At 46.3% G+C, this 19316-nt stretch carries 16 protein-coding genes and 1 riboswitch; of the genes, 9 read left to right on the plus strand and 7 right to left on the minus strand.

From position 1 onward, the window contains the following. Positions 1-7 precede the first annotated feature (7 nt). Positions 8-508, plus strand: coding sequence for a DUF4447 family protein (locus EKG39_RS16555; protein WP_126507094.1), 501 nt, complete (start codon positions 8-10; stop codon positions 506-508). A gap of 109 nt (positions 509-617) precedes the next feature. Here the strand turns inward: EKG39_RS16555 and EKG39_RS16560 are convergent, their stop codons facing one another. After that, complete coding sequence (locus EKG39_RS16560) at positions 618-1241, minus strand: glutathione S-transferase family protein (RefSeq protein ID WP_126507095.1); 624 nt, start codon at positions 1239-1241, stop codon at positions 618-620. 254 nt (positions 1242-1495) lie between these two features. Between EKG39_RS16560 and EKG39_RS16565 the strand changes: the two genes are divergently transcribed. The 5 genes from EKG39_RS16565 (at position 1496) to EKG39_RS16585 (ending at position 7144) form a co-directional block, all read left to right on the plus strand. Further along, a complete protein-coding gene (locus EKG39_RS16565; protein ID WP_126507096.1) occupies positions 1496-1870 on the plus strand; it encodes a response regulator in 375 nt (124 codons plus the stop codon). Between the two features lie 146 nt (positions 1871-2016). Next, entirely contained in the window at positions 2017-3243 is a 1227-nt protein-coding gene (locus tag EKG39_RS16570) for an NRAMP family divalent metal transporter (RefSeq protein WP_126507203.1), read from the plus strand. A gap of 11 nt (positions 3244-3254) precedes the next feature. Then, entirely contained in the window at positions 3255-4694 is a 1440-nt protein-coding gene (locus tag EKG39_RS16575) for a serine hydrolase domain-containing protein (protein ID WP_126507097.1), read from the plus strand. Positions 4695-4781: 87 nt separating this feature from the next. After that, positions 4782-5246 carry a YehS family protein gene (locus tag EKG39_RS16580; protein ID WP_126507098.1) on the plus strand — a complete coding sequence of 155 codons (465 nt, stop codon included), beginning with the start codon at positions 4782-4784 and terminating at the stop codon, positions 5244-5246. A 209-nt stretch (positions 5247-5455) separates the two neighbouring features. Beyond that, the gene (locus EKG39_RS16585) at positions 5456-7144 is read left to right on the plus strand and encodes an NAD-dependent malic enzyme (protein ID WP_126507099.1); all 1689 of its coding nucleotides are present in this window, start codon (positions 5456-5458) and stop codon (positions 7142-7144) included. 1298 nt (positions 7145-8442) lie between these two features. Here the strand turns inward: EKG39_RS16585 and EKG39_RS16590 are convergent. Beyond that, entirely contained in the window at positions 8443-8880 is a 438-nt protein-coding gene (locus EKG39_RS16590) for a DUF3069 domain-containing protein (RefSeq protein ID WP_126507100.1), read from the minus strand. A gap of 81 nt (positions 8881-8961) precedes the next feature. Beyond that, a complete protein-coding gene (locus EKG39_RS16595) occupies positions 8962-9438 on the minus strand; it encodes a phosphatase PAP2 family protein (protein ID WP_246028535.1) in 477 nt (158 codons plus the stop codon). A gap of 276 nt (positions 9439-9714) precedes the next feature. Here EKG39_RS16595 and EKG39_RS16600 point away from each other — a divergent pair, with 276 nt between their 5' ends. After that, on the plus strand, positions 9715-11625 hold the full coding sequence (locus tag EKG39_RS16600) for a tetratricopeptide repeat-containing diguanylate cyclase (protein ID WP_126507102.1): 1911 nt from the start codon (positions 9715-9717) through the stop codon (positions 11623-11625). Here the strand turns inward: EKG39_RS16600 and EKG39_RS16605 are convergent, their stop codons facing one another. Then, positions 11626-12432 carry a substrate-binding periplasmic protein gene (locus EKG39_RS16605; protein ID WP_126507103.1) on the minus strand — a complete coding sequence of 269 codons (807 nt, stop codon included), beginning with the start codon at positions 12430-12432 and terminating at the stop codon, positions 11626-11628. Positions 12433-12876: 444 nt separating this feature from the next. Further along, a riboswitch (purine riboswitch) is annotated at positions 12877-12976 on the plus strand. 98 nt (positions 12977-13074) lie between these two features. Here EKG39_RS16605 and add point away from each other — a divergent pair. Next, positions 13075-14070, plus strand: coding sequence for an adenosine deaminase (add, locus tag EKG39_RS16610; protein ID WP_126507104.1), 996 nt, complete (start codon positions 13075-13077; stop codon positions 14068-14070). Positions 14071-14172: 102 nt separating this feature from the next. On the opposite strand, the gene EKG39_RS16615 is transcribed toward add, so the two are convergent. Next, positions 14173-15555: an MFS transporter gene (locus EKG39_RS16615; RefSeq protein ID WP_126507105.1), complete on the minus strand. Its 1383-nt coding sequence runs from the start codon at positions 15553-15555 to the stop codon at positions 14173-14175. A gap of 229 nt (positions 15556-15784) precedes the next feature. Between EKG39_RS16615 and queG the strand changes: the two genes are divergently transcribed. Further along, a complete protein-coding gene (gene queG / locus EKG39_RS16620; protein ID WP_126507106.1) occupies positions 15785-16981 on the plus strand; it encodes a tRNA epoxyqueuosine(34) reductase QueG in 1197 nt (398 codons plus the stop codon). 155 nt (positions 16982-17136) lie between these two features. Here queG and EKG39_RS16625 read toward each other — a convergent pair whose 3' ends face one another. Both EKG39_RS16625 and EKG39_RS16630 read right to left on the minus strand, forming a co-directional pair. Further along, entirely contained in the window at positions 17137-17349 is a 213-nt protein-coding gene (locus EKG39_RS16625; protein ID WP_126507107.1) for a dodecin, read from the minus strand. A gap of 259 nt (positions 17350-17608) precedes the next feature. Then, on the minus strand, positions 17609-19294 hold the full coding sequence (locus EKG39_RS16630) for a GMC family oxidoreductase (RefSeq protein WP_126507108.1): 1686 nt from the start codon (positions 19292-19294) through the stop codon (positions 17609-17611). Positions 19295-19316: the final 22 nt, after the last annotated feature.

Here is a 19316-nt window from a genome sequence, read left to right on the forward strand (position 1 = left end):
AAAAATCATGTCAAAAAATGCCGGCTTAAATGCCATCGAAATAAAATACCTACGCTTATCTGTAGGACTAACCCCTGCGCAAGTTGCTGACCTTTCGAAAGCGACCGAAGCAGATGTACTAGCCTGGGAAGCGGGTGAGAAACCGGTATCGGGTCTTGCAGAGAAAAAGCTACTGGAGATAGATGAAATCATCGAAATGCAGGTGCTTAACACCTGTGATGGTATCGAAGAACTATTTAAGAAAGAGCCTAAGCGTCGACTCAGCTTTGTGGTTTACCCAACCCAAGCCATCTATACTCAGTACAACCCGGAATTCTTAAGCTCTCTTCCCCTCACCGAGCTATATAACACCGCGGCTTGGCGTATCAAGAAAGAGTGTAAGCTTGTTCTCGAAGTCGAGGTGACTTTAGTTCCACTCGATGTTGAAGGCTACAAAGCTTATCGCGAGAAAGAGGGTCTAAAAGAGAGCCGTGAAATCCGCGCGAAATGGGCTGCGACTCAGTTATAAGTAACGAGTTGCGAGTTGCGAGTTGCGAGTTGCGAGTTGCGAGTTGCGAAGAGAGCATAAATAAAAAGCATCTAAATAGATGCTTTTTTTGTTTGCAACTAGGTTGTTTTTACTCGGCTCCGGCCATCTCTTTTTCCAGAGCCTTTGCCATTGCCGGCCTTGCTGTCACCCGGTCGCGATAGGCGGCAAGTTTGGGCGGGATATCCTGTTCGAAACGCGTCGCCCATAACAGAGTATGCGCTAATAATATATCTGCTGCAGATAAGCTGCCTCCTAACAGGTAATCACTATCTGGCAGCCAATTTTCAGCGACACCGGCCGCCTTATCAAACTCCCACTTGGCCACAGGTAAGATACTGCTCTGACGTAGGTTTTCAGGCAAGGCAAACTTATGTTTTCCCATCGTCCACAGTGGCTGCTCTAATTCGCAGATAATAAAGCTCACCCACCTATGGTGTATGGCAGAAAGATCGCTTCCGGCTTCGGGTAACAGTTTCCTGTCGCCATACTTTTCCGCTAAGTGTAAAACGATAGCTGCCGACTCGGTCAGAACCAGCTCACCATCGGTCAGAGCGGGCACTTTACCGCAAGGATTCACCGCGAGAAAGTCTGCACTTCGACTGTCTCCTTTGGCAAAGTTAATAAAGTGATACTGCCAATCTATTCCTAACTCCTCCAGCGTCCAGGACACTCGCAGTGAACGGCTACGGGGAACACCATACAACTTTATCATTACACACTCCTTTGATCTTAATATCAAAAATTGCTTCTATTAAAAGCAGCTTTTTATTTAAAGCAACTTTATATTTAAAGAAAAGAACGTCCGTTGGAAGACCCTACTAACATTCTCTTACCTTTTACTAATGAGAAACCTACTCACAATGATTAAAACCGGGACGATTAGCTACAATGGTTTTTGTTTCTTTAGATGAGTTTTTTATCGACTGAAGCTACACTAAATGTGATACCCCAACAGTTGGAAAGTTAATGACATCAGCCACAGTGCTTCTGATAGAAGATGACGAATTTATGGTAAAACAGCTCAAAACCTTGGTAAATGCTGCAGGTTTCGACACTTTTATTCATTTCGATTCATTACCCGGTAAAGAAGTAATGGAAAGCGCCGATCTCATCATCACCGATATACAATTACCTAATATGGTTGGTATTTCACATATCGATCGTATCATAGAGCTAAAAAACAATACCCCGGTCATCCTGATATCGGGCATGGATCCTTTAACCTTATCTTCCACGCTCGGTATATTAAAGATGAAACGGGTTAATATCGTAGCGAGCTTCGGCAAGCCATTTAACAGGAAGGAGTTTAAAGAGCTCCTCACCAAGTACCTCCCCCAATAAATGAGATACTCACAATGTAACCATTGGTTTAACGGTAACATCTTGTTAACCTAATTGATAATATAAACCATCGACATTAAATCAGATACTTCCCCATGGAAAAACTAGCCGACAGCCCTGTTTCACACTCAAAAAAACGACCTTTAATGTCATTAAAGACAACCTTAAGGGCATTGGGACCTGGATTGTTAATGGCCGCCGCAGCGATAGGGGCCTCACACCTGGTCGCTTCCACAAGAGCCGGCGCCGAGTTCGGTTGGCAACTAGCCTGGTTAATTCTTGCGGTCAACCTTCTAAAATATCCATTCTTTGCTGCTGGTGCTCGCTATACGGCAGCAACCAATGAAAGCCTGCTCCATGGTTACTTGAGACAAGGTAGAGGCTATCTACTCCTGTTTACCGGACTCAACACCATAGCTGCAATTGCCAGCACGGCTGGGGTGACTATGTTAACGGCTGCAATGCTGACACTTTTCATTCCGTTATCTATCGATATATTAGCGTTCATCGTATTAATCTCCAGCTTAGCCTTACTCATACTGGGTCACTATGCACTACTCGATAAACTCACTAAAGTGATCATGTTTTGTCTGACTCTCACCACCTTAATTGCCGTCGCCTTAGCGTTTAATGCCCCCTCAATTCTGAGCCCTGGCTTTATATCCCCCTCCCCTTGGCAATGGGGCCATATCGGCTTTTTAGTCGCCATGATGGGCTGGATGCCGGCACCGATAGAAGTCAGTTCATGGAACTCACTGTGGTTGTTGGAAAAACAGAAAAACCAGAGTGTCACCAAAGCGCAAGCCGTCTTCGACTTTAACTTTGGCTACCTTATTACGGCCCTGCTTGCCATAGTATTCTTAGCCTTAGGCTCTTTAGTCATGCATGGTAGCGGTGAGCATTTTTCATCATCCGGGGTGAAATTTGCCAGCCAACTTATCACCTTATATAGCCAGATATTGGGTCATGAAACCCGCTATTTGATTGGCGCCGTTGCCCTGTTATGTATATTCAGTACTACTGTGACTGTCATAGATGGTTATAGCCGAACCCTGAATATGGGCTGGCAACTGCTGACCAAAAAAAGCGACTCTCAAAAACGGCTTACAGGGGTGATGCTCACCATCTGTGCTTTCGGGCTTGCCATCGTTCTATTTTTCAAAGGTGCGTTATTGCCTCTGCTTGAATTTGTAATGATATTAGCCTTTATGACCACAGTGGTGTTCGCTTGGTTAAACTATAAATTGATGACAAGCTCAGCCCTGCCTGGAACTGACCGCTACGGTTGGAAAATGAGATCACTTTCTATTTTTGGCTTGCTCTACTTAGTCGGTTTTGCAAGCTTGTTTATTTATTGGATGGCATCGAAGTAAGGAAGTAAAAAATGAAATTAAGGATTAACTTAACTGCTTTAAGCCGGAGCGTAATACTGCTTGGTTGTTTATCAGCTCCCGTCCATGCCGATTTTCCACCGCTTCAAGATAAGGAACCATCGACAAAAAGCCAAAGTGAAGAAACCGGGCTACCAAGCGCCGAAAAAACTCAAGCAAGTTCTGTGGACACCAGAGTAAACACCACTGCGCCCCTCTCACTGGAAAGCACTCTTGAAACAGAAATTCGCACAGCTATCGATAGCTCCCTGCAACCTTTCAGCGGCAGTGTCCTCTTGACCCAAGGGGGAAAGCCCCTGCTTAACATACATAAAGGAAGAGGGATTAATCGACAGTCCAGCTTTGTCATCGCTTCTCTCTCTAAGCAGATCACTGCAACCTTGATACTTCGAGCCGTCGATGCAGGAAAGCTACAGCTTGAAAGCACTCTCAACAGCTATCGATTTCACAATGAAACGCTAATCGGTAGTGAGATGGGCGGGAATCATGAGAATGACACTGAGCAGCATACGGGTTTTGATGCTAAGTTTGAAACTCGGCCCGAACCAGAGCTTGAAGCAGAAACTGAAGCTGCAAAAACAACTAAAGCCGATGACGATGGGTCACCGGACGGCACCGTCCCGGCTCCACAGAACCAAGCCCAAACGCCCCCCCCAGAGATCCTCTATGGCACTTCGAAGCAACAAACTCACGAGCAATTGACATTCAACCCTAATCGCTTCGATGAAAGGATCACCCTACATCACCTATTGAGCCACACATCGGGTATAGATCTATTAGGTAAACCCAATCGTTTCGAACCCGGCTCAAAATTTCAATATTCAAACTATGGATACACAGTCCTGGGCGAACTGCTGGAACAAGTAAATCAACAACCCCTCTATCAACAGATAGCCGACTTTAAACTGACATTTGGATTAGGGGGCCTCTATGCCGAAATCGGTGATATCGATGATATCCGTCAACGTGCCCCAGCTCTCGCCAGAGGGCTAACAGAAACCGCAAACGGGTTAGTCCAATCAGATCTGGAGATCACCGCATCCTTGATTCCGGCTGGCGGAATAATAGCTACTACCAGAGCCTTTTCAGATTTCCAGCAAAAACTGCATTCAGGAAAGTTCATCAGCCCGAAAAGCTATCAGTCGATGACGACACCCCACACAGAGATAGAGTTCCTCTGGCCAGATATGAGTTACGGATACGGCTTGCGCTTAAACTTTGATGATAACCTCACAGAATACAGCCATACCGGATATCTATCTGGCTATATGTCAATGACACTCTACTATCCGCAATTTAACTTAAGCTTAGTGATGTTGGAAAACATCTCATTAAACCTAAACTCTCTCGACAGGGTATTTGAACTGCATAACCAGATCCGGGCAATCATCAGAAGCAACTTGATATCGACGCAGATTCAAGATGTTAAATAATTCCGGGGTTTGGTGGGGAAATTCGGCTATAATAGCCACCACAAGATCCCGCAGACGCGGAATCATCGAGATGAAGAAATAAACATCATGATTAACAACGATATTTTACGCCGCTTACGTTTCGTGTTCGATTACCAGAATGCCAAGATGATCAAGATCTTTGGTAAGGTAAACCATGAAGTAACTCAAGAGCAGTTGCTCGACATGCTTAAGAAAGAATCAGAAGAGGGTTACCAGCCGTGTAACGATAAGACCATGTGTCTTTTCCTCGATGGTTTAATTATCGAAAAGCGTGGCCTGAAAGAAGGCGCAGAGATCCCTGAGCCGGTATCGCAAATCAATAACAACCTTATCTTCAAGAAGCTAAGAGTGGCACTTGAGATGCGTGAAGATGACATCATCAACACACTAACTTTGGCAGAGTTTAACATGTCAAAATCTGAGTTAGGTGCGCTATTCAGAAAGCCGGGTCATAAACACTTCAAAGAGTGTGGCGATCAGGTATTACGTAACTTCCTGACCGGCCTATCGCTAAAACATCGCGGTAAATAAACCTGATACTTAGGTGAATTAAGGCTTAAACAGAAGCACAGCTCAGGCTGTGCTTTTTTGTGGCTGATACTTGATGCGTTTTAAACAGATAAGATAAAAAATAATCGAAAATTCGTCTGCGAAAACACAACAAAGATCACACTTTGTGTTAGTCTTTCCATGCATAGAAAACAGCATCCTAAATAACTAAAAAATCATAAAGGTTACCCATGGACGATCACAAACGCCCGCTCTACCTTCCATTCGCAGGTCCAGCAATTCTCGAAGCCCCTTTGATCAACAAGGGCAGCGCATTTACCGATGAAGAACGAGTTTTTTTCAACCTGGAAGGCCTGCTTCCCCATGTGATTGAAACCATCGAGGAGCAAGCCTCTCGAGCCTATGACCAATACACTAATTTTACCAACGACCTCGACAAACATATCTATCTGAGAAACATTCAGGACACCAACGAGACGCTTTACTATCGCCTGGTCCAGAATCATATCACCGAGATGATGCCGATCATCTATACCCCAACCGTTGGCATGGCCTGTGAGCGCTTCTCAAAAAACTATCGTCGTAACCGTGGCCTGTTTATCTCCTACCCAAATAAAGATCGCATCGATGATCTGTTAAATAATTCCACCCGTCAGAAAGTGAAAATTATTGTGGTCACCGACGGTGAACGTATCCTGGGTCTGGGTGACCAAGGTATCGGTGGCATGGGGATCCCGATTGGTAAGCTATCACTCTACACCAGTTGTGGTGGCATCAGTCCGGCCTACACCTTACCTATCACACTCGATGTCGGAACCGATAACCCGAATCTGCTCGAAGATCCTATGTACATGGGCTGGCGCCATCAGCGTATCGGTGGCGAAGAATATAACGAGTTTGTCGAAGCCTTTATGCAAGCGGTACATCGCCGCTGGCCCGATGCTTTGATTCAATTTGAAGATTTTGCGCAAAAAAATGCCATGCCACTGCTGGAGCGATACAAAGATCAATATTGTTGCTTCAACGATGATGTGCAAGGTACGGCGGCCGTAACCGTAGGTTCATTATTGGCAGCCTGTAAAGCGGCCAAAACCAAACTAAGTGAGCAGCGCGTTACCTTCCTCGGCGCTGGCTCTGCCGGTTGCGGTATTGCCGAAGCCATCGTGGCACAAATGGTCGCTGAAGGGCTCAGCGAACAGCAGGCACGCGCTCAGGTCTTCATGGTCGACCGCTGGGGCTTGCTGCAAAATAACATGCCAACCCTGTTGCCATTCCAGCAAAAGCTGGCACAGAAGTGTGATGACATTGAAGGCTGGGACAATTTCAGTGAAAATATCTCACTGCTGGATGTCGTCAACAACGCTAAACCTACGGTATTAATTGGCGTATCCGGTGCCCCAGGTGTATTCAGTGAGGAGATAATCAAGACGATGCATAGCCATTGTCCTCGTCCAATCATCTTCCCTCTATCTAATCCAACGAGCCGAGTCGAAGCCACACCGAAAGATCTGCTGCACTGGACAAAAGGTCAGGCACTCGTTGCAACGGGCAGCCCATTCGAACCGGTAGTCGTGGAAGATGAAACGTTTGAAATCGCCCAGTGTAACAACAGCTATATCTTCCCCGGCATAGGTCTGGGAGTTTTAGCCGCCGGAGCTAAACGGGTAAGCAATGAGATGCTGATGGCATCGAGTCGTGCGTTAGCCGAATGTTCACCACTAGCACTCGACGGCGAAGGCCCACTGCTACCGCCGCTGGAAGAGATCCATAAGGTCAGTAAGCATATCGCCTTTGCCGTAGGTAAGGTCGCCATCGAGCAGGGACACGCCCTTCCCTGTACCGATGAACTACTAGAGCAGGCTATCGAAGATAACTTCTGGACCGCAGAGTATCGACGTTATAAGAGAACGTCGTTCTAACTCTTTCAGGTTCGAGGTTCGAGGTTCGAGGTTCGAGGTTCGAGGTTCGAGGTTCGAGGTTCGAGAACAGCTTAAAGCTACCGGGTAATATCGGTAGCTTTTTTTATGCCTTGGAATGAAGGTTATTACATTTTCAATTAAGGATATTTGAAGTTTATTGGGTACGTTGAATGCCGTTCTTTCATTGTTATCTACCGCTTCCCAGCGGGGGATGTGCAAGTAATCTCTCGGTACGCTGTAGACCCATCCATGGGCGCTCTACGATTTCATCCCTGAAATCGAAGCCCTCGATCTCACTTACACTTGGTAATTTATCTTTTCGATTATCTAAATTCTCGGTTTCTCCGGCAAAATGGTCATTACTTCACAGAAAACATACTTATAAGTCACTAAAATCATTATGAATAAGTAGTACTCTTTTGTGTTGTCAGTTGGAAATCTACGGAGTATTTATCGGAATTAACGCTAATAAGCTTCTCATATGAAAGTCAATTTTGACGCGACAACATTAGTCGTATCTTTTGATATTCATTTCCTAACAAATTGTTTCCTGTATTGGTATAGATATGATTCAGACAAGAAGTATTAACAGTGGCTTAGCACTAGTTTTCAGTGTGTTACTGGTTGGTTGCGCTGCACCAACATTAAAACTAGTAAATCATGTAGGCCCTATTACATATGAAGGACCTGCCGAGTTTAGTTCAAAGAACACTGAACAAGGCTTAGTTGTTGTCGCTTTTCGGAGTGTTCACAGGTTCCTCCCTGATACTCAGGCTGATTATCAGGAGTGTAGTAAGGTACTAAACTTTGTAGCTAAGAAATACTCACCAATAGCGTGGAATGAAGTCACAGTAACAGCACACGAATACAACGGCGTAACAGGGATAGCAAATACAACTTGTACGTTTACGTTTGTAGGCTCTAATCAATAATATTTGCTAAGTGTTTACAATTTTCACCCACAATTAAAATAGTGGTCCCCTAATAGAGTCCAATCGAAGAGATAAACACTCAAGTGTAAACGCAGCTGCGAGCTTCCAAAACATGGATGTTTTGGCAGAGCCTACAGGGACTGTACACGCGGCGTCTCGCAGAAGTGTTTGCACATTCTGCGAGCCGCAGGCTATAGATAACTCTTAAGCTACGACACCCAATAAACTGACTTAATATAAAGTCAATTACCTGCCCAGTATCTGCTGGCGGCAGATACAAAAAAGGCTATGGTTTCCCATAGCCTCAATCAGCACCCTGTAAAAGGATTAACACCTCATACTCGGGAGGTGACTACTTTCCGTCGACTACTTACCTTCAATAACTGCACGGATGCTGTTGAGCAGGGCTCTGTCGGTACGGGATTTTTTCAGCTTCTTGCCACTCTCTTTCAGTGATTCATCTGAGATGCGGGTGAAGATACCGTTATATTCCTTCTCGTCGATGGCTTCATCGCTGTCTGCCATATCTGAGATATCTTGGGCTACACGGCTCAGCTGCAACCAGGCATTGGCAATGTAGAAACCGTGAAAGTCTTCCCTTGGTAACAAGGCTTGTGCACTATTTGGCAGCGCTTCCCAACCCTTAGAAAACTTCTCATCATTGTCTTCGAGTAATTCGTTACACAGGTTGGCGTAGGCCTCCATCAGGTTTTCAGGGATCTGATCCATAGGAATCACTGTGTTACATACGTTCAATGAAACTTGCTCTACGCGCGCTTTATACTCAGGGGTAATATCTGTCATAGTTAACTCGGTGTCGTTTAAAATTATTCGTTTATGTGCCCGGTTTTCGGGCACGGGAAATATACTTTATCTTGTCAGCGCTTAGAACTTTCCACTCACATAGAGGCCATAATTTCCATTTCCCGCAATTGGGGTAATGGTGATGCCTTTATAAGGATCTGTAAAATAGAGGCCGGATAGTACGCCGATCGCGGCGCCCACAAGTACATCCTCTACATGATGTTGATCGCTGGCAACCCGGGTATAACCAACATAAGCGGCACCGACATAAGCAGGTAATGCCCACTCCCAACCATAGCGCTGCTGTACAAATGTCGCGGCGGCGAAGGTATCGGCGGTGTGGCCAGAGGGAAATGAGTCCATATCGGATCCATCGGGACGTTCTTTGTCTACCGCATATTTCAGCCCTTCGACTGCGATACGTGAAACCACACCCGTTTTGATGAGTTGCCAGCTACCTTCAAAGTCATCTTCATAGACTAATGTCGCGCCAAAAGTGGCTGCGGGCAGAAGCAGGTGTAATATATCTCCGGACTTTTCCAGATTAGACTTTGCCATTGCCGGCCCACACATTAGCAATAATATGCCCGCAAAAAATAGTCTCACAGCGGCAACTCACTCATGTTTGTTTAATTGAGCGAGCAGTTATACCTGCAGACAACCTCAAATGCAAAAGTATACAACTGCCTATATGTAGGTGTAGTATTATCCGACATTAATCTCATTGATTAAAAACTAATTGATGGTTAATTAATACAACAAAAGCATGCGGCTATGAAAAACTGTATGCTATGTTTAAATGATGAATAATTTCAAAGGCATTAATTCAATAAGATGAATAAGCGATGGCTGAATAGAGTGTACTTTTTGCTGATGAATATCGGCCTCTGTTCTGCGCTTTTTTCTTCCCCTTTGCTCGCCGCCGATCAACCCAGTGTCGATGCTATATTTGCCGAGATAGAAAGCGGTGTTGCGATAACACCCGCCGACTTAACTCAAAAAATTGAGTACCTAAAACAGCAAATATCAGCCGATGACACTTCCCATTACTTCAGACTACAAAGTGTACTCTGCTGGAACCATGATCCAACAGATGAGAAGCAAAGAGCCAAGGCTATTGAGCTTGCCAATACTCACTTAGCCTCAGACAAAATTAATCAGGTCTCTGAGATAATGACAGACATTAAGCTTTGTCGCGCCTGGTTCTATCAACATCAGGGGCGTGTAGAACTGGCGTTAGAGGAATACAACCAGGTCGTAGGGGATGCATATCAACTCGAGTCACCTAAGCTCATTGCCGATGCACGTAGTGTCCGTGGAGCCATGTATTCGTTTCAGGGCAACTTTGCTCAGGCTTTAGAAGACTTCATCACGGCTCAACACCTTTATGACAGCCTGGAACTGGAATATTGGTCCCTCTATAATCTGGCCGAACTGGCAACCAGCTACCGCAGGTTCGGCGATCCTCTAACAGCGATAAAGTATTATCAGCAGCTTGAAGAAAAATTCATTGAACTCGGAGATATAAATTCGGCGACAGGCATATTATCTGATATGGCCATAGCACTGGAGGAGCTTGGGGAATATGAGCAGGCGCTGGAAAAATATCAAAGAGCTCATAAGTATTGGACTGAACAGGGAAGCATACTGGGGTCGAGTACGATTGCCGTCAATATGACAGGGACTCTGCTCAAACTAAACCGAATAGATGAAGCAAAGACTTATCTGGCTGAAGCGAGTCAATCTATTAAACAGGATCAGGAAGCCTTCTACAGCTTTATGAAACTGTTCGAAGCTCAAGTCCACCTGATGCAAGGGGTTCCCGCTCAAGCCTTGATTGCAATCGATGACGCTAAAGCGGCATTCTCCCGAGTCAAAAACACACGAGGCATGGCACAACTTCTTCTTTTGGAGAGCCAGACCTTTAGTACTCAGCAGGATTGGAAACAGGCCTTTTCCTCGTTAGAGCAGTACCTTGTATTGCATAATGAACTGGATGCAAAACTGCAATCTAACCGCACCACAGAGATGCGCACCCGCTTCAACACCAAACGAATTGAAACTGAAAATGAGCGCTTAGTCGAGCGCCAGCGAATTAAAGAGCATGAACTCGAGATCATGCGGCAGAACAAGCTGCTGCAATACGCGGTATTGATTTTGGCGTTCATTATTATCTTGAATATCTCCTTCTTTGCCTTCAAACAGGCTCAAAAATCAAAGCTATTGGAGGTGCTCGCCATGACAGATCACCTGACTCAGCTGCCAAACCGCAGGCATACATATGCCACAGGTGAAAAGCAATTTTTAGTTAAGCCTCCGTCGCTGGCAATCATCCTCTTCGATGCCGATAACTTTAAATCGGTCAATGATAACTACGGTCATGATATTGGCGATAAAGCCCTGATAGAACTGGCAAGAATAAGCAAAGCCCAAATGAGAAAGAGTGATTTGGTTGGCCGGGTCGGTGGAGAAGAGTTTTTGATTATTTTACCAGAGACGACACTCGAACAAGCCACCGAGATAGCCGAGCGACTCGTAAACTCTACCGCTAAATCAGACTTGAGTGATATTGCAGCTAACTTTGGTATGACCATCAGCGCAGGCGTTGCCGTACAGGAAAATGATAAGAGTTTCTCAGACCTGCTTCAACGGGCAGACAAAGCACTTTATCAGGCAAAATCAGAGGGGAGAAACCGCACCGTAAGCAACACAGGCTCAACAGAAACTGAAACACGCCAGGCCTAATCATCTCTCTCGCCAGAGAATGTCTACCCCAGCAGGCACGTTCAACTCGCCAAACCATCGATGATAAAGTTGGCTGTACTGGCCAGAGCTTTCATATGCGATAAGTGCCTCACTCCATCGAGTTATCACAGATTCATCGGTGCCAGCCGAAAATGCCAGATAGAGGTCGATTTCGGAGATGACGAATACCGGCTTGACCCGATCGGGCTTTATCCCAATCTCAGCCAGCAGACTATTCACGGCTATATCGGCCTGGCACCAGAACCGAACCCGTCCACGCATCAATTGTTTAGCATTCTGCTGGGGAAAGCTGGCGATCAACAACTGACTCACCCCTGCCCGCCTTAACACCCCTTCTCCCAAAGAACCACGATATGCACCTATTAACCCGGCCCTCTTCAGCTCCTCGATTGAATCGATCTCTATGCTATCTTCGGCTCTGGTATAGAGGGATATTTTACTAGTTAGAATCGGGCCGACAAAATCAAATTGCTTCCGACGTTCTTCATCGACAGAGGTGGCGAATAACATAACATTCGGCGTTGCGCTTGCTATAGAGAAACCTCGAGCCCAGGGGAGAACTTCTATAGGAGAATCCGTTCCCATCAATGCTTGTAATTGATTGACCAAGTCAACAGCAAAGCCTTTGGCAATGCCATCATCTTCATAAGATACTGGTGACCAAGGCTCTGTAATTAACCTTAATTGCGCTTCATCTTGTTCGGCAACTGCACTGCCCCCAACGAGATAATACCCCATAAGAGATGAGCACAGAATAACTCCAATTAAATGACCTAAACACCTCATAAGACTCCATAAGAAAAAGCTGTTCACCCCACCAAAGCCAGACAATATCAGTCGACTCACAACGAGCGGTTTGCCCCCATATCCGTTCATCACTGTAAGTTTAATCTAAACTCAAACCTAAGCGATTCCAACCAGAGGGAAAAATAACTAAAACAGAAAATAGCAGGTAACTCCTCCAATCGGCTTGCCATTGCTCATGGCAAAGATAACTTAAGCGCCAAATCAAAGTAAACCGAAGGAAGTTCCATCTTTCAGCCAGACAGAGACCAATCAGGTAACTGGATAACTATGAGGTATTAAAGTGAGAAGACGGTAATTTTCAAACCATCAACTCCGCTAATAATTCTCGGGAGCGTGATCAGAAGGCTAGTGAGAACAACAAAAGTGAAAATTTCTGAATGATTTGTAAATCTAATATATTGCGACCATTTTATCATAATGTTAATCTACGCGTTCGAATAGCTTCGTATAATCCCAATGATATGGTTTGGGAGTTTCTACCAAGAGCCACAAATTCTTGATTATGAAGTCTGTAACTTTATGCACTATCCAAAATATGTACTATCTCTATAGGTAGAATTATTTAATTCAATCCATAGACGGTGTTCCTATTTAGGTACTATCCAATAAAGGTAGAGACTCATGAATTATTTTAACCTGCCCAAGATCGATCTACATTGTCACCTAGACGGCAGCGTTCGCCCACAAACCATTATCGATCTCGCTCAAGAGCAAAACATCCCTCTTCCAAGCCAAGATATCAATGAAATCAATTCATTAATGATAGCTCCTGAGACTTGCCAAAACCTTGAAGAATACCTGATGCGTTTCGATTTGCCTCTGTCAGTTATGCAGACCGAAGCCGGGATTGAGCGGATCTCATTTGAACTTTTTGAAGATGCGGCCAAAGAGAATGTAAAATACTTCGAGGTTCGTTTCGGTCCACAACTGCATCAGCAGCAAGGGTTGAGCTTCAAGCAGATCATCAATAGTGTCGTCAAGGGCATGCAGCGCGCCGAGGCTCAGTATGATATCAAGGGCAATTACATCCTCTCTATCTTAAGAACCTTTCCAAAAGATAACATTAATGCCGTCATAGATGCCGGTGCAGATTTCTTAGGTAAAGGAGTGGCCGCTTTCGATCTTGCCGGTGCAGAGCTACCGGGCTTCTGCCAAGAGTTCATCCCCTATGCCAAGTACGCCAAAGATAAGGGCTATCACATCACCATACATGCCGGTGAACAAGGGGTTGGCCAGAACGTGTATGACGCTGTCTCACAGCTGAATGCTGAACGTGTGGGTCATGGTATCCATATCACAGGCCATCAGGGGGCTTATGACTTGGTTAAGCAGCAAAATGTTGGCTTAGAGACCTGCCCGAGCAGTAATATCCAAACCAAAGCGGTAAATAAGTTAAGTGAGCATCCGTTTAAGGCCTTCTATCAAGCTAAACTGCCCACTACAATCAATACCGATAATCGAACCGTATCGAACACCACGATGACAGATGAGGTTCGCAAGGTAATGGAAGAGTTCAGTTTGAGCCGTGAAGATTACTTCAACATCTATAAGATCAGTATCGAGCAGGCGTTCGCGTCCGATGAGGTCAAACAGCATCTTATGCAGTTCGCCGAATAGCAATTAACATCACAGCCAGCTAAACGAAATATGGGGGGTCGAAAAACGATTCCCCTTTTTTATTTCAATGCACAGATAGGCTTCAGCAATACCTAACGATCTTCATTTACTGCTAAGCACCTCTGTTGCCCGAGAGCTGTTTTGACCAGGTTTTGAAGTCGACTCTCTCGATGGAAGCGATGGGTACGCTCCCATACATAAAATGAGTGTACAACCCAGTGCCATAGTGGCCGACATGGCCCACAACACCTCGGTGTAGCGAGCTAATCGATCATAGGCTAATCCCATTATTAGTGGACCGATACTGGCACCTAATTTAAAACCAGTGTAACTATAACCGTAGATAACACCGAAAGAGCGCTTTCCGAAATACTTAGTGGTGAAATAGGCCATGGCATCAAATTCTGCACCGATAGCAATACCGATAAGACCAGTCGAGATAGCCGCCATCTCTCCGGTAGCTCCCATCGAAAAGGCCGCTAATCCCAGGATAGGTCCAAGCATGAAGATCGCCACCACGTAGGGAGCGAAGAACTTATCCATCAAGTAACCCGCAACCAAACGTCCACCGATAACCGATATTCCCAAGTAAGCGAACGTCTCCACGGCTTCTTGCAGGCTGGCACCTCTATCCATCATCATAGGAACGAGATGAACCAGCAGGGTCGAAGTCGTTAACCCCGTGATAAAAAATGAGCCTAACATCAACCAAAAAGCCTTGCTCTTCATCGCTTCTTTAGCAGTGTAACCAAGCTTAATATTTGTCTGTCCCACTCGTGTTTGAGCCTTGGCACTCGCTTCGTCACTCAATAGGCCCCCATCGGCGAGCAACCCTTTATCCCTGGGTTTATCGGCTAATACAAACCTGGCCATCGGCCACACCAACAAAATAATTAAGCCGCCGATAGCAAGATAAGCCTGGCGCCAGCTGTAGTGTTCAATAAAATAAGACGCGATAAACGGCACTATAGCCGTCCCTAAACCCACACCACTTAACCCTATGCCCAGAGCTAGCCCACGTTTCTTATCGAACCAGCTCACGATAAGACGAGAATAGGCCATAGGCGCAGTACCGGCACCAAGAAGTGGAATAAGAATACACATGGCATAAAAATGCCATATCGATGGGGTGAGCAGTGACATCGAGGCCATGACCAGACCGAAGAGAAAAGTAGAGGGTAACAGGATATTTTTCACCCCATACCTATCGACCAGCATACCGGCATAAGGGAAGAAGAAGATCGCTGTGATGCCGATTACGGTGGAACCGAAAGATATCTGACCTCGAGTCCAACCAAAGGTCTCCTCAAACTCCTTGATAAACGTGCCGAAAGACATGGCAATGACACTGTAACCAAGCGATAGACCGATAACTGAGGCTAAGACAATCCACCAGCCATAAAAGACCTTCCCCACAGGTAGCGCTCCACTGAGACTCGAAGCTTTGCTCGCGCTTCTATCACTGTTTTTATTAATGCCTTTCAAGCCACAACCTTTTCTCTGGGAAAGAGAGCCATATGTCCGAAAAATTGCCTCACAGGGAGCCTTAGCCGGAACGCTGATGTAATAAAGAGCATTAAGAATATATGATTTACAATCACATTACATGGGTTATCTCTTAGAGCTGAAACTGGAAGAGATTTATTCGATAGCATAAATACTGCTATCATGTACCTGTATCCCTTAGCCCTTAACCTTAGCCCTAATGTTACCTATGTCAAACACTCCCGTTAGCCAATCTAGTTTCTATACTCTCTCGTCTGGTGATCTCACCAGGCTCGCACAGCAGATCAAACAATGGGGCCAGGAGCTGGGCTTTGCCCAAATAGGGATATGCGACACCGACTTAACGCAGCAAGAGCCTCAACTGCAGCAGTGGCTTGATAGTGGCTATCATGGTGATATGGGCTATATGGAGAGTCATGGCATGATGCGGGCTCGCCCCCATGAACTTCATCCGGGGACAAAAAGGGTGATCTCCGCGCGCATGGATTATCTGCCTCCGGAAGCTGGATTTGCCACAAACTTAAGCGATCCCAACCTGGCTTATATCTCTCGCTATGCCGGCGGCCGCGATTACCACAAGATGATCCGTAACAGGCTTAAAAAATTGGGCCAGATGATAGAGTCGGAGTTGGTCAACCTCGGAGCCTGCAAGCCCGGTTTCAGGCCATTTGTCGACTCGGCTCCGGTTCTCGAACGCCCACTTGCCGACAAAGCTGGTCTGGGCTGGACCGGAAAACACAGCCTGTTACTCAATGAAGATGCCGGCAGCTGGTTTTTCCTGGGCGAGCTCTTCATCGACCTGCCTCTGCCTGTCGATATTCCTGTGGTGGAGGGATGCAATACCTGTGTAGCCTGCATCAAATCATGCCCGACGAATGCCATAATCGAACCCTATGTCGTCGATGGCAGACGTTGTATCTCCTACCTGACAATTGAACTTCAAGGTGCGATCCCAGAAGAGTTTCGGCCTCTTATCGGTAATCGAATCTACGGTTGTGATGACTGTCAACTCGTGTGTCCGGTAAACAGCAAGGCACCACTGACGAATGAGCATGATTTCCATACCCGAGAGCCCTTGATACAACCACAACTACTTAACCTGTTCAGCTGGAGCGAAGCCGAGTTTCTCAAGATCACAGAAGGCAGTCCAATACGCCGTATAGGTCATAAGCGTTGGCTGAGAAATATTGCGGTAGCTCTGGGAAATGCTCCCGGCTCAGAAGATATCATCACAGCTCTCGAACAGAGAAAAGCATCAGAGGAAGTGGATGAGATGGTTATCGAGCATATCGACTGGGCGCTCGCTCAACAGCAAGAAAAGCAGGTACAGGAGCCAGCCTCCCCCAACAGAAAAACCCAGCGAGTGATCCGCAGCGTCGAAAAAGGCCTGCCAAGGGATGCGTAAAGAAGTGTTAAGTTCAAGACAAAGCAAAGACAGTGGTAAGGTATAAGTTCAAACGCAACAACTGTAATCAACTCAGCGACTAGGCGAGCAGCTTAATCGTTTGCTGTTGCTTATAACTTATCACTTAAAACTTATCACTTAAAACTCAAGGCTTCTTAGTCTTCCGGCTCTAATGTAAAACCTATCTTAAGCGTCACCTGCCAATGGGCAATTAACCCTGCCTCCAGATGCCCGCGAGTCTCGACCACTTGAAACCATCTAAGGTGCTGCAATGTCTGACCCGCAGTCTTAACGGCATTCTTTATCGCCTCATCGGAACTGATTGGCGAGGTTCCAACTATCTCAATTATTTTATAGGTATGGCTCATATTGAATCCCGGGATTAGAGTGTATATTCAGTACATTAAGTATAGAAGGGATATCTCAACCTGCTCGCCATAAAGACTAAATTTGTCTCAGATTTCAGCTAATTTTCTAAGAGAGGGTATTGGGAGGGGATCTTGGTGCTAGGTGCTAGATTTGAGATTCCAGCTACAAAAAGCTTCGCGGCTAAAGCCGCTCCTACAGGTCTGCGCCGTCCACAAAGCGGTAGACCATCATCTCACCTTTTGACTTACCGCTTAAAACTTATGACTTATTGGCTTTCATCCGTTCCAATATCTTATCCGCAACCCGAAATGCGTTGGCGTAGATGGTCAGTGTCGGCGTAACAGAACCTCCATTAGGCATAAAACTTCCATCCGTGACATAGAGGTTATCGCAGTCATGCACCCGGCAGTTTCTGTCCAGCACCGAGGTGTCAGGGTCATTACCGAAACGGCAGCCTCCTGCGACCAGGTTGGATGTCGGTGAGGTAAACACATTGCCCCAGGCCTCATCGGCTCCCATGGCTTTCATCACCTCGACGCCACGATCCACCAGATACTGAGCGACCTTCTCATCGTGGGGATGAAAACCGGCGCGCACCTTAGCGACAGCCTGGCCCCATTTATCTTTCTCATCAGGGTCTAAGCTGACATAACACTCGTCGTTAGTGAGCCAATCACAGAACACCTCAAACTTAAAATCTTTCGATTGGGTAAAGTGCGCCTTAATCTTTTGCTTTAATGGCGTGCCCCATAAGAGGTTATCACCCTGCCACTTAAGGCCTGACGTCTCGGCGGTGGGTGAAGGCGGATCGAACACAAAATCTAAGGTGCCACCCTTTATCGGCTTATCCGATACCGACCTGTCATCTATGACGTACCAATCCTGCAAGGCACGATTGAAAAATGGTCCCCTGATCTTAAGCTGCTTAGCCTCAAACTCTTTTAGCTTATCGAGTTTAAACACACCATGACCGGTTCCACCTGCGCAGCAGTGCAGGTTCTTACCTACCTGCCCCTTGCTGTTACCTATGCCGTTGGGATGTTTGTGACCGTTCGAACTTAATAACAGACGCGCACTCTCGATGGAGTAACAGGCCACCACGAAAATCTTGGCGGTGACACCTTGTGAGTGCCCATCCTTATCAAAGTAATCGAGGGAGCTCACGTTACCCGTATCGTCGGTGTTAAGCCGATACACTTTCGCTTGGGTGATAACCTCGCAATTGCCCCCCGCAACGGCGTCATCCAACAAGGCCGCCCGAGAGCTGGCCTTAGCGCCGGAGTGGCAGCCATAACTGCCACAATAGCCTGAATATTCACAGCTCAGACGGCCATTAAAGGGCACCGACAGGATCCCACGCGCCATTGGCAGCGGGTGAAGTTTGAGTGTTTTGCAGGCTAAGTCGAACCTTTGGGCGACCGGGTGTTCGGCAGTGGGAGGAAAGGGAAAGTCGTTGGTTGAACGCGGCTCCAGATGAGGGTGCTTAACTACCTTGCCGGAAACACCCACAAGCTGCTCGACCTTAGTGTAGTAAGGCTCTAATTCGTCATAGTCGATTGGCCAGTCGACGGTATTGGCCCCTTCTATTTCACCAAACTCACTGACTAATCGGAAATCCTGCGGCTTGAGCCGATGAAAATAGCCACTCATAAAATTAGAGGCGCCACCGACAATATTACCGCCCCAAAACTGTGCGGTAGTCTCTCTCGACCAAGTGCCGTCTGTGTTGGGCTCCTCTAAGGTATGACGCTCATCCTTAAATTGAGATCTAAATACCCTATGACGTCCAAGCTGCTCATCTTTGAAGAAGTCCGTTTCTTTAAACCACTTCCCCTTCTCGAGCACGCCAACCCTGTAACCCGCCTTGGCCAGTTCATGGGCCACAGGACCAGCCCCCACACCACTGCCTACTATGCAGATATCAAATTCTCTAGTATTTTTCATATCTTGTGTGCCTAACCTAAAA

The sequence above is a fragment of the Shewanella atlantica genome (assembly GCF_003966265.1).
GTDB classification, from domain to species: domain Bacteria; phylum Pseudomonadota; class Gammaproteobacteria; order Enterobacterales; family Shewanellaceae; genus Shewanella; species Shewanella atlantica.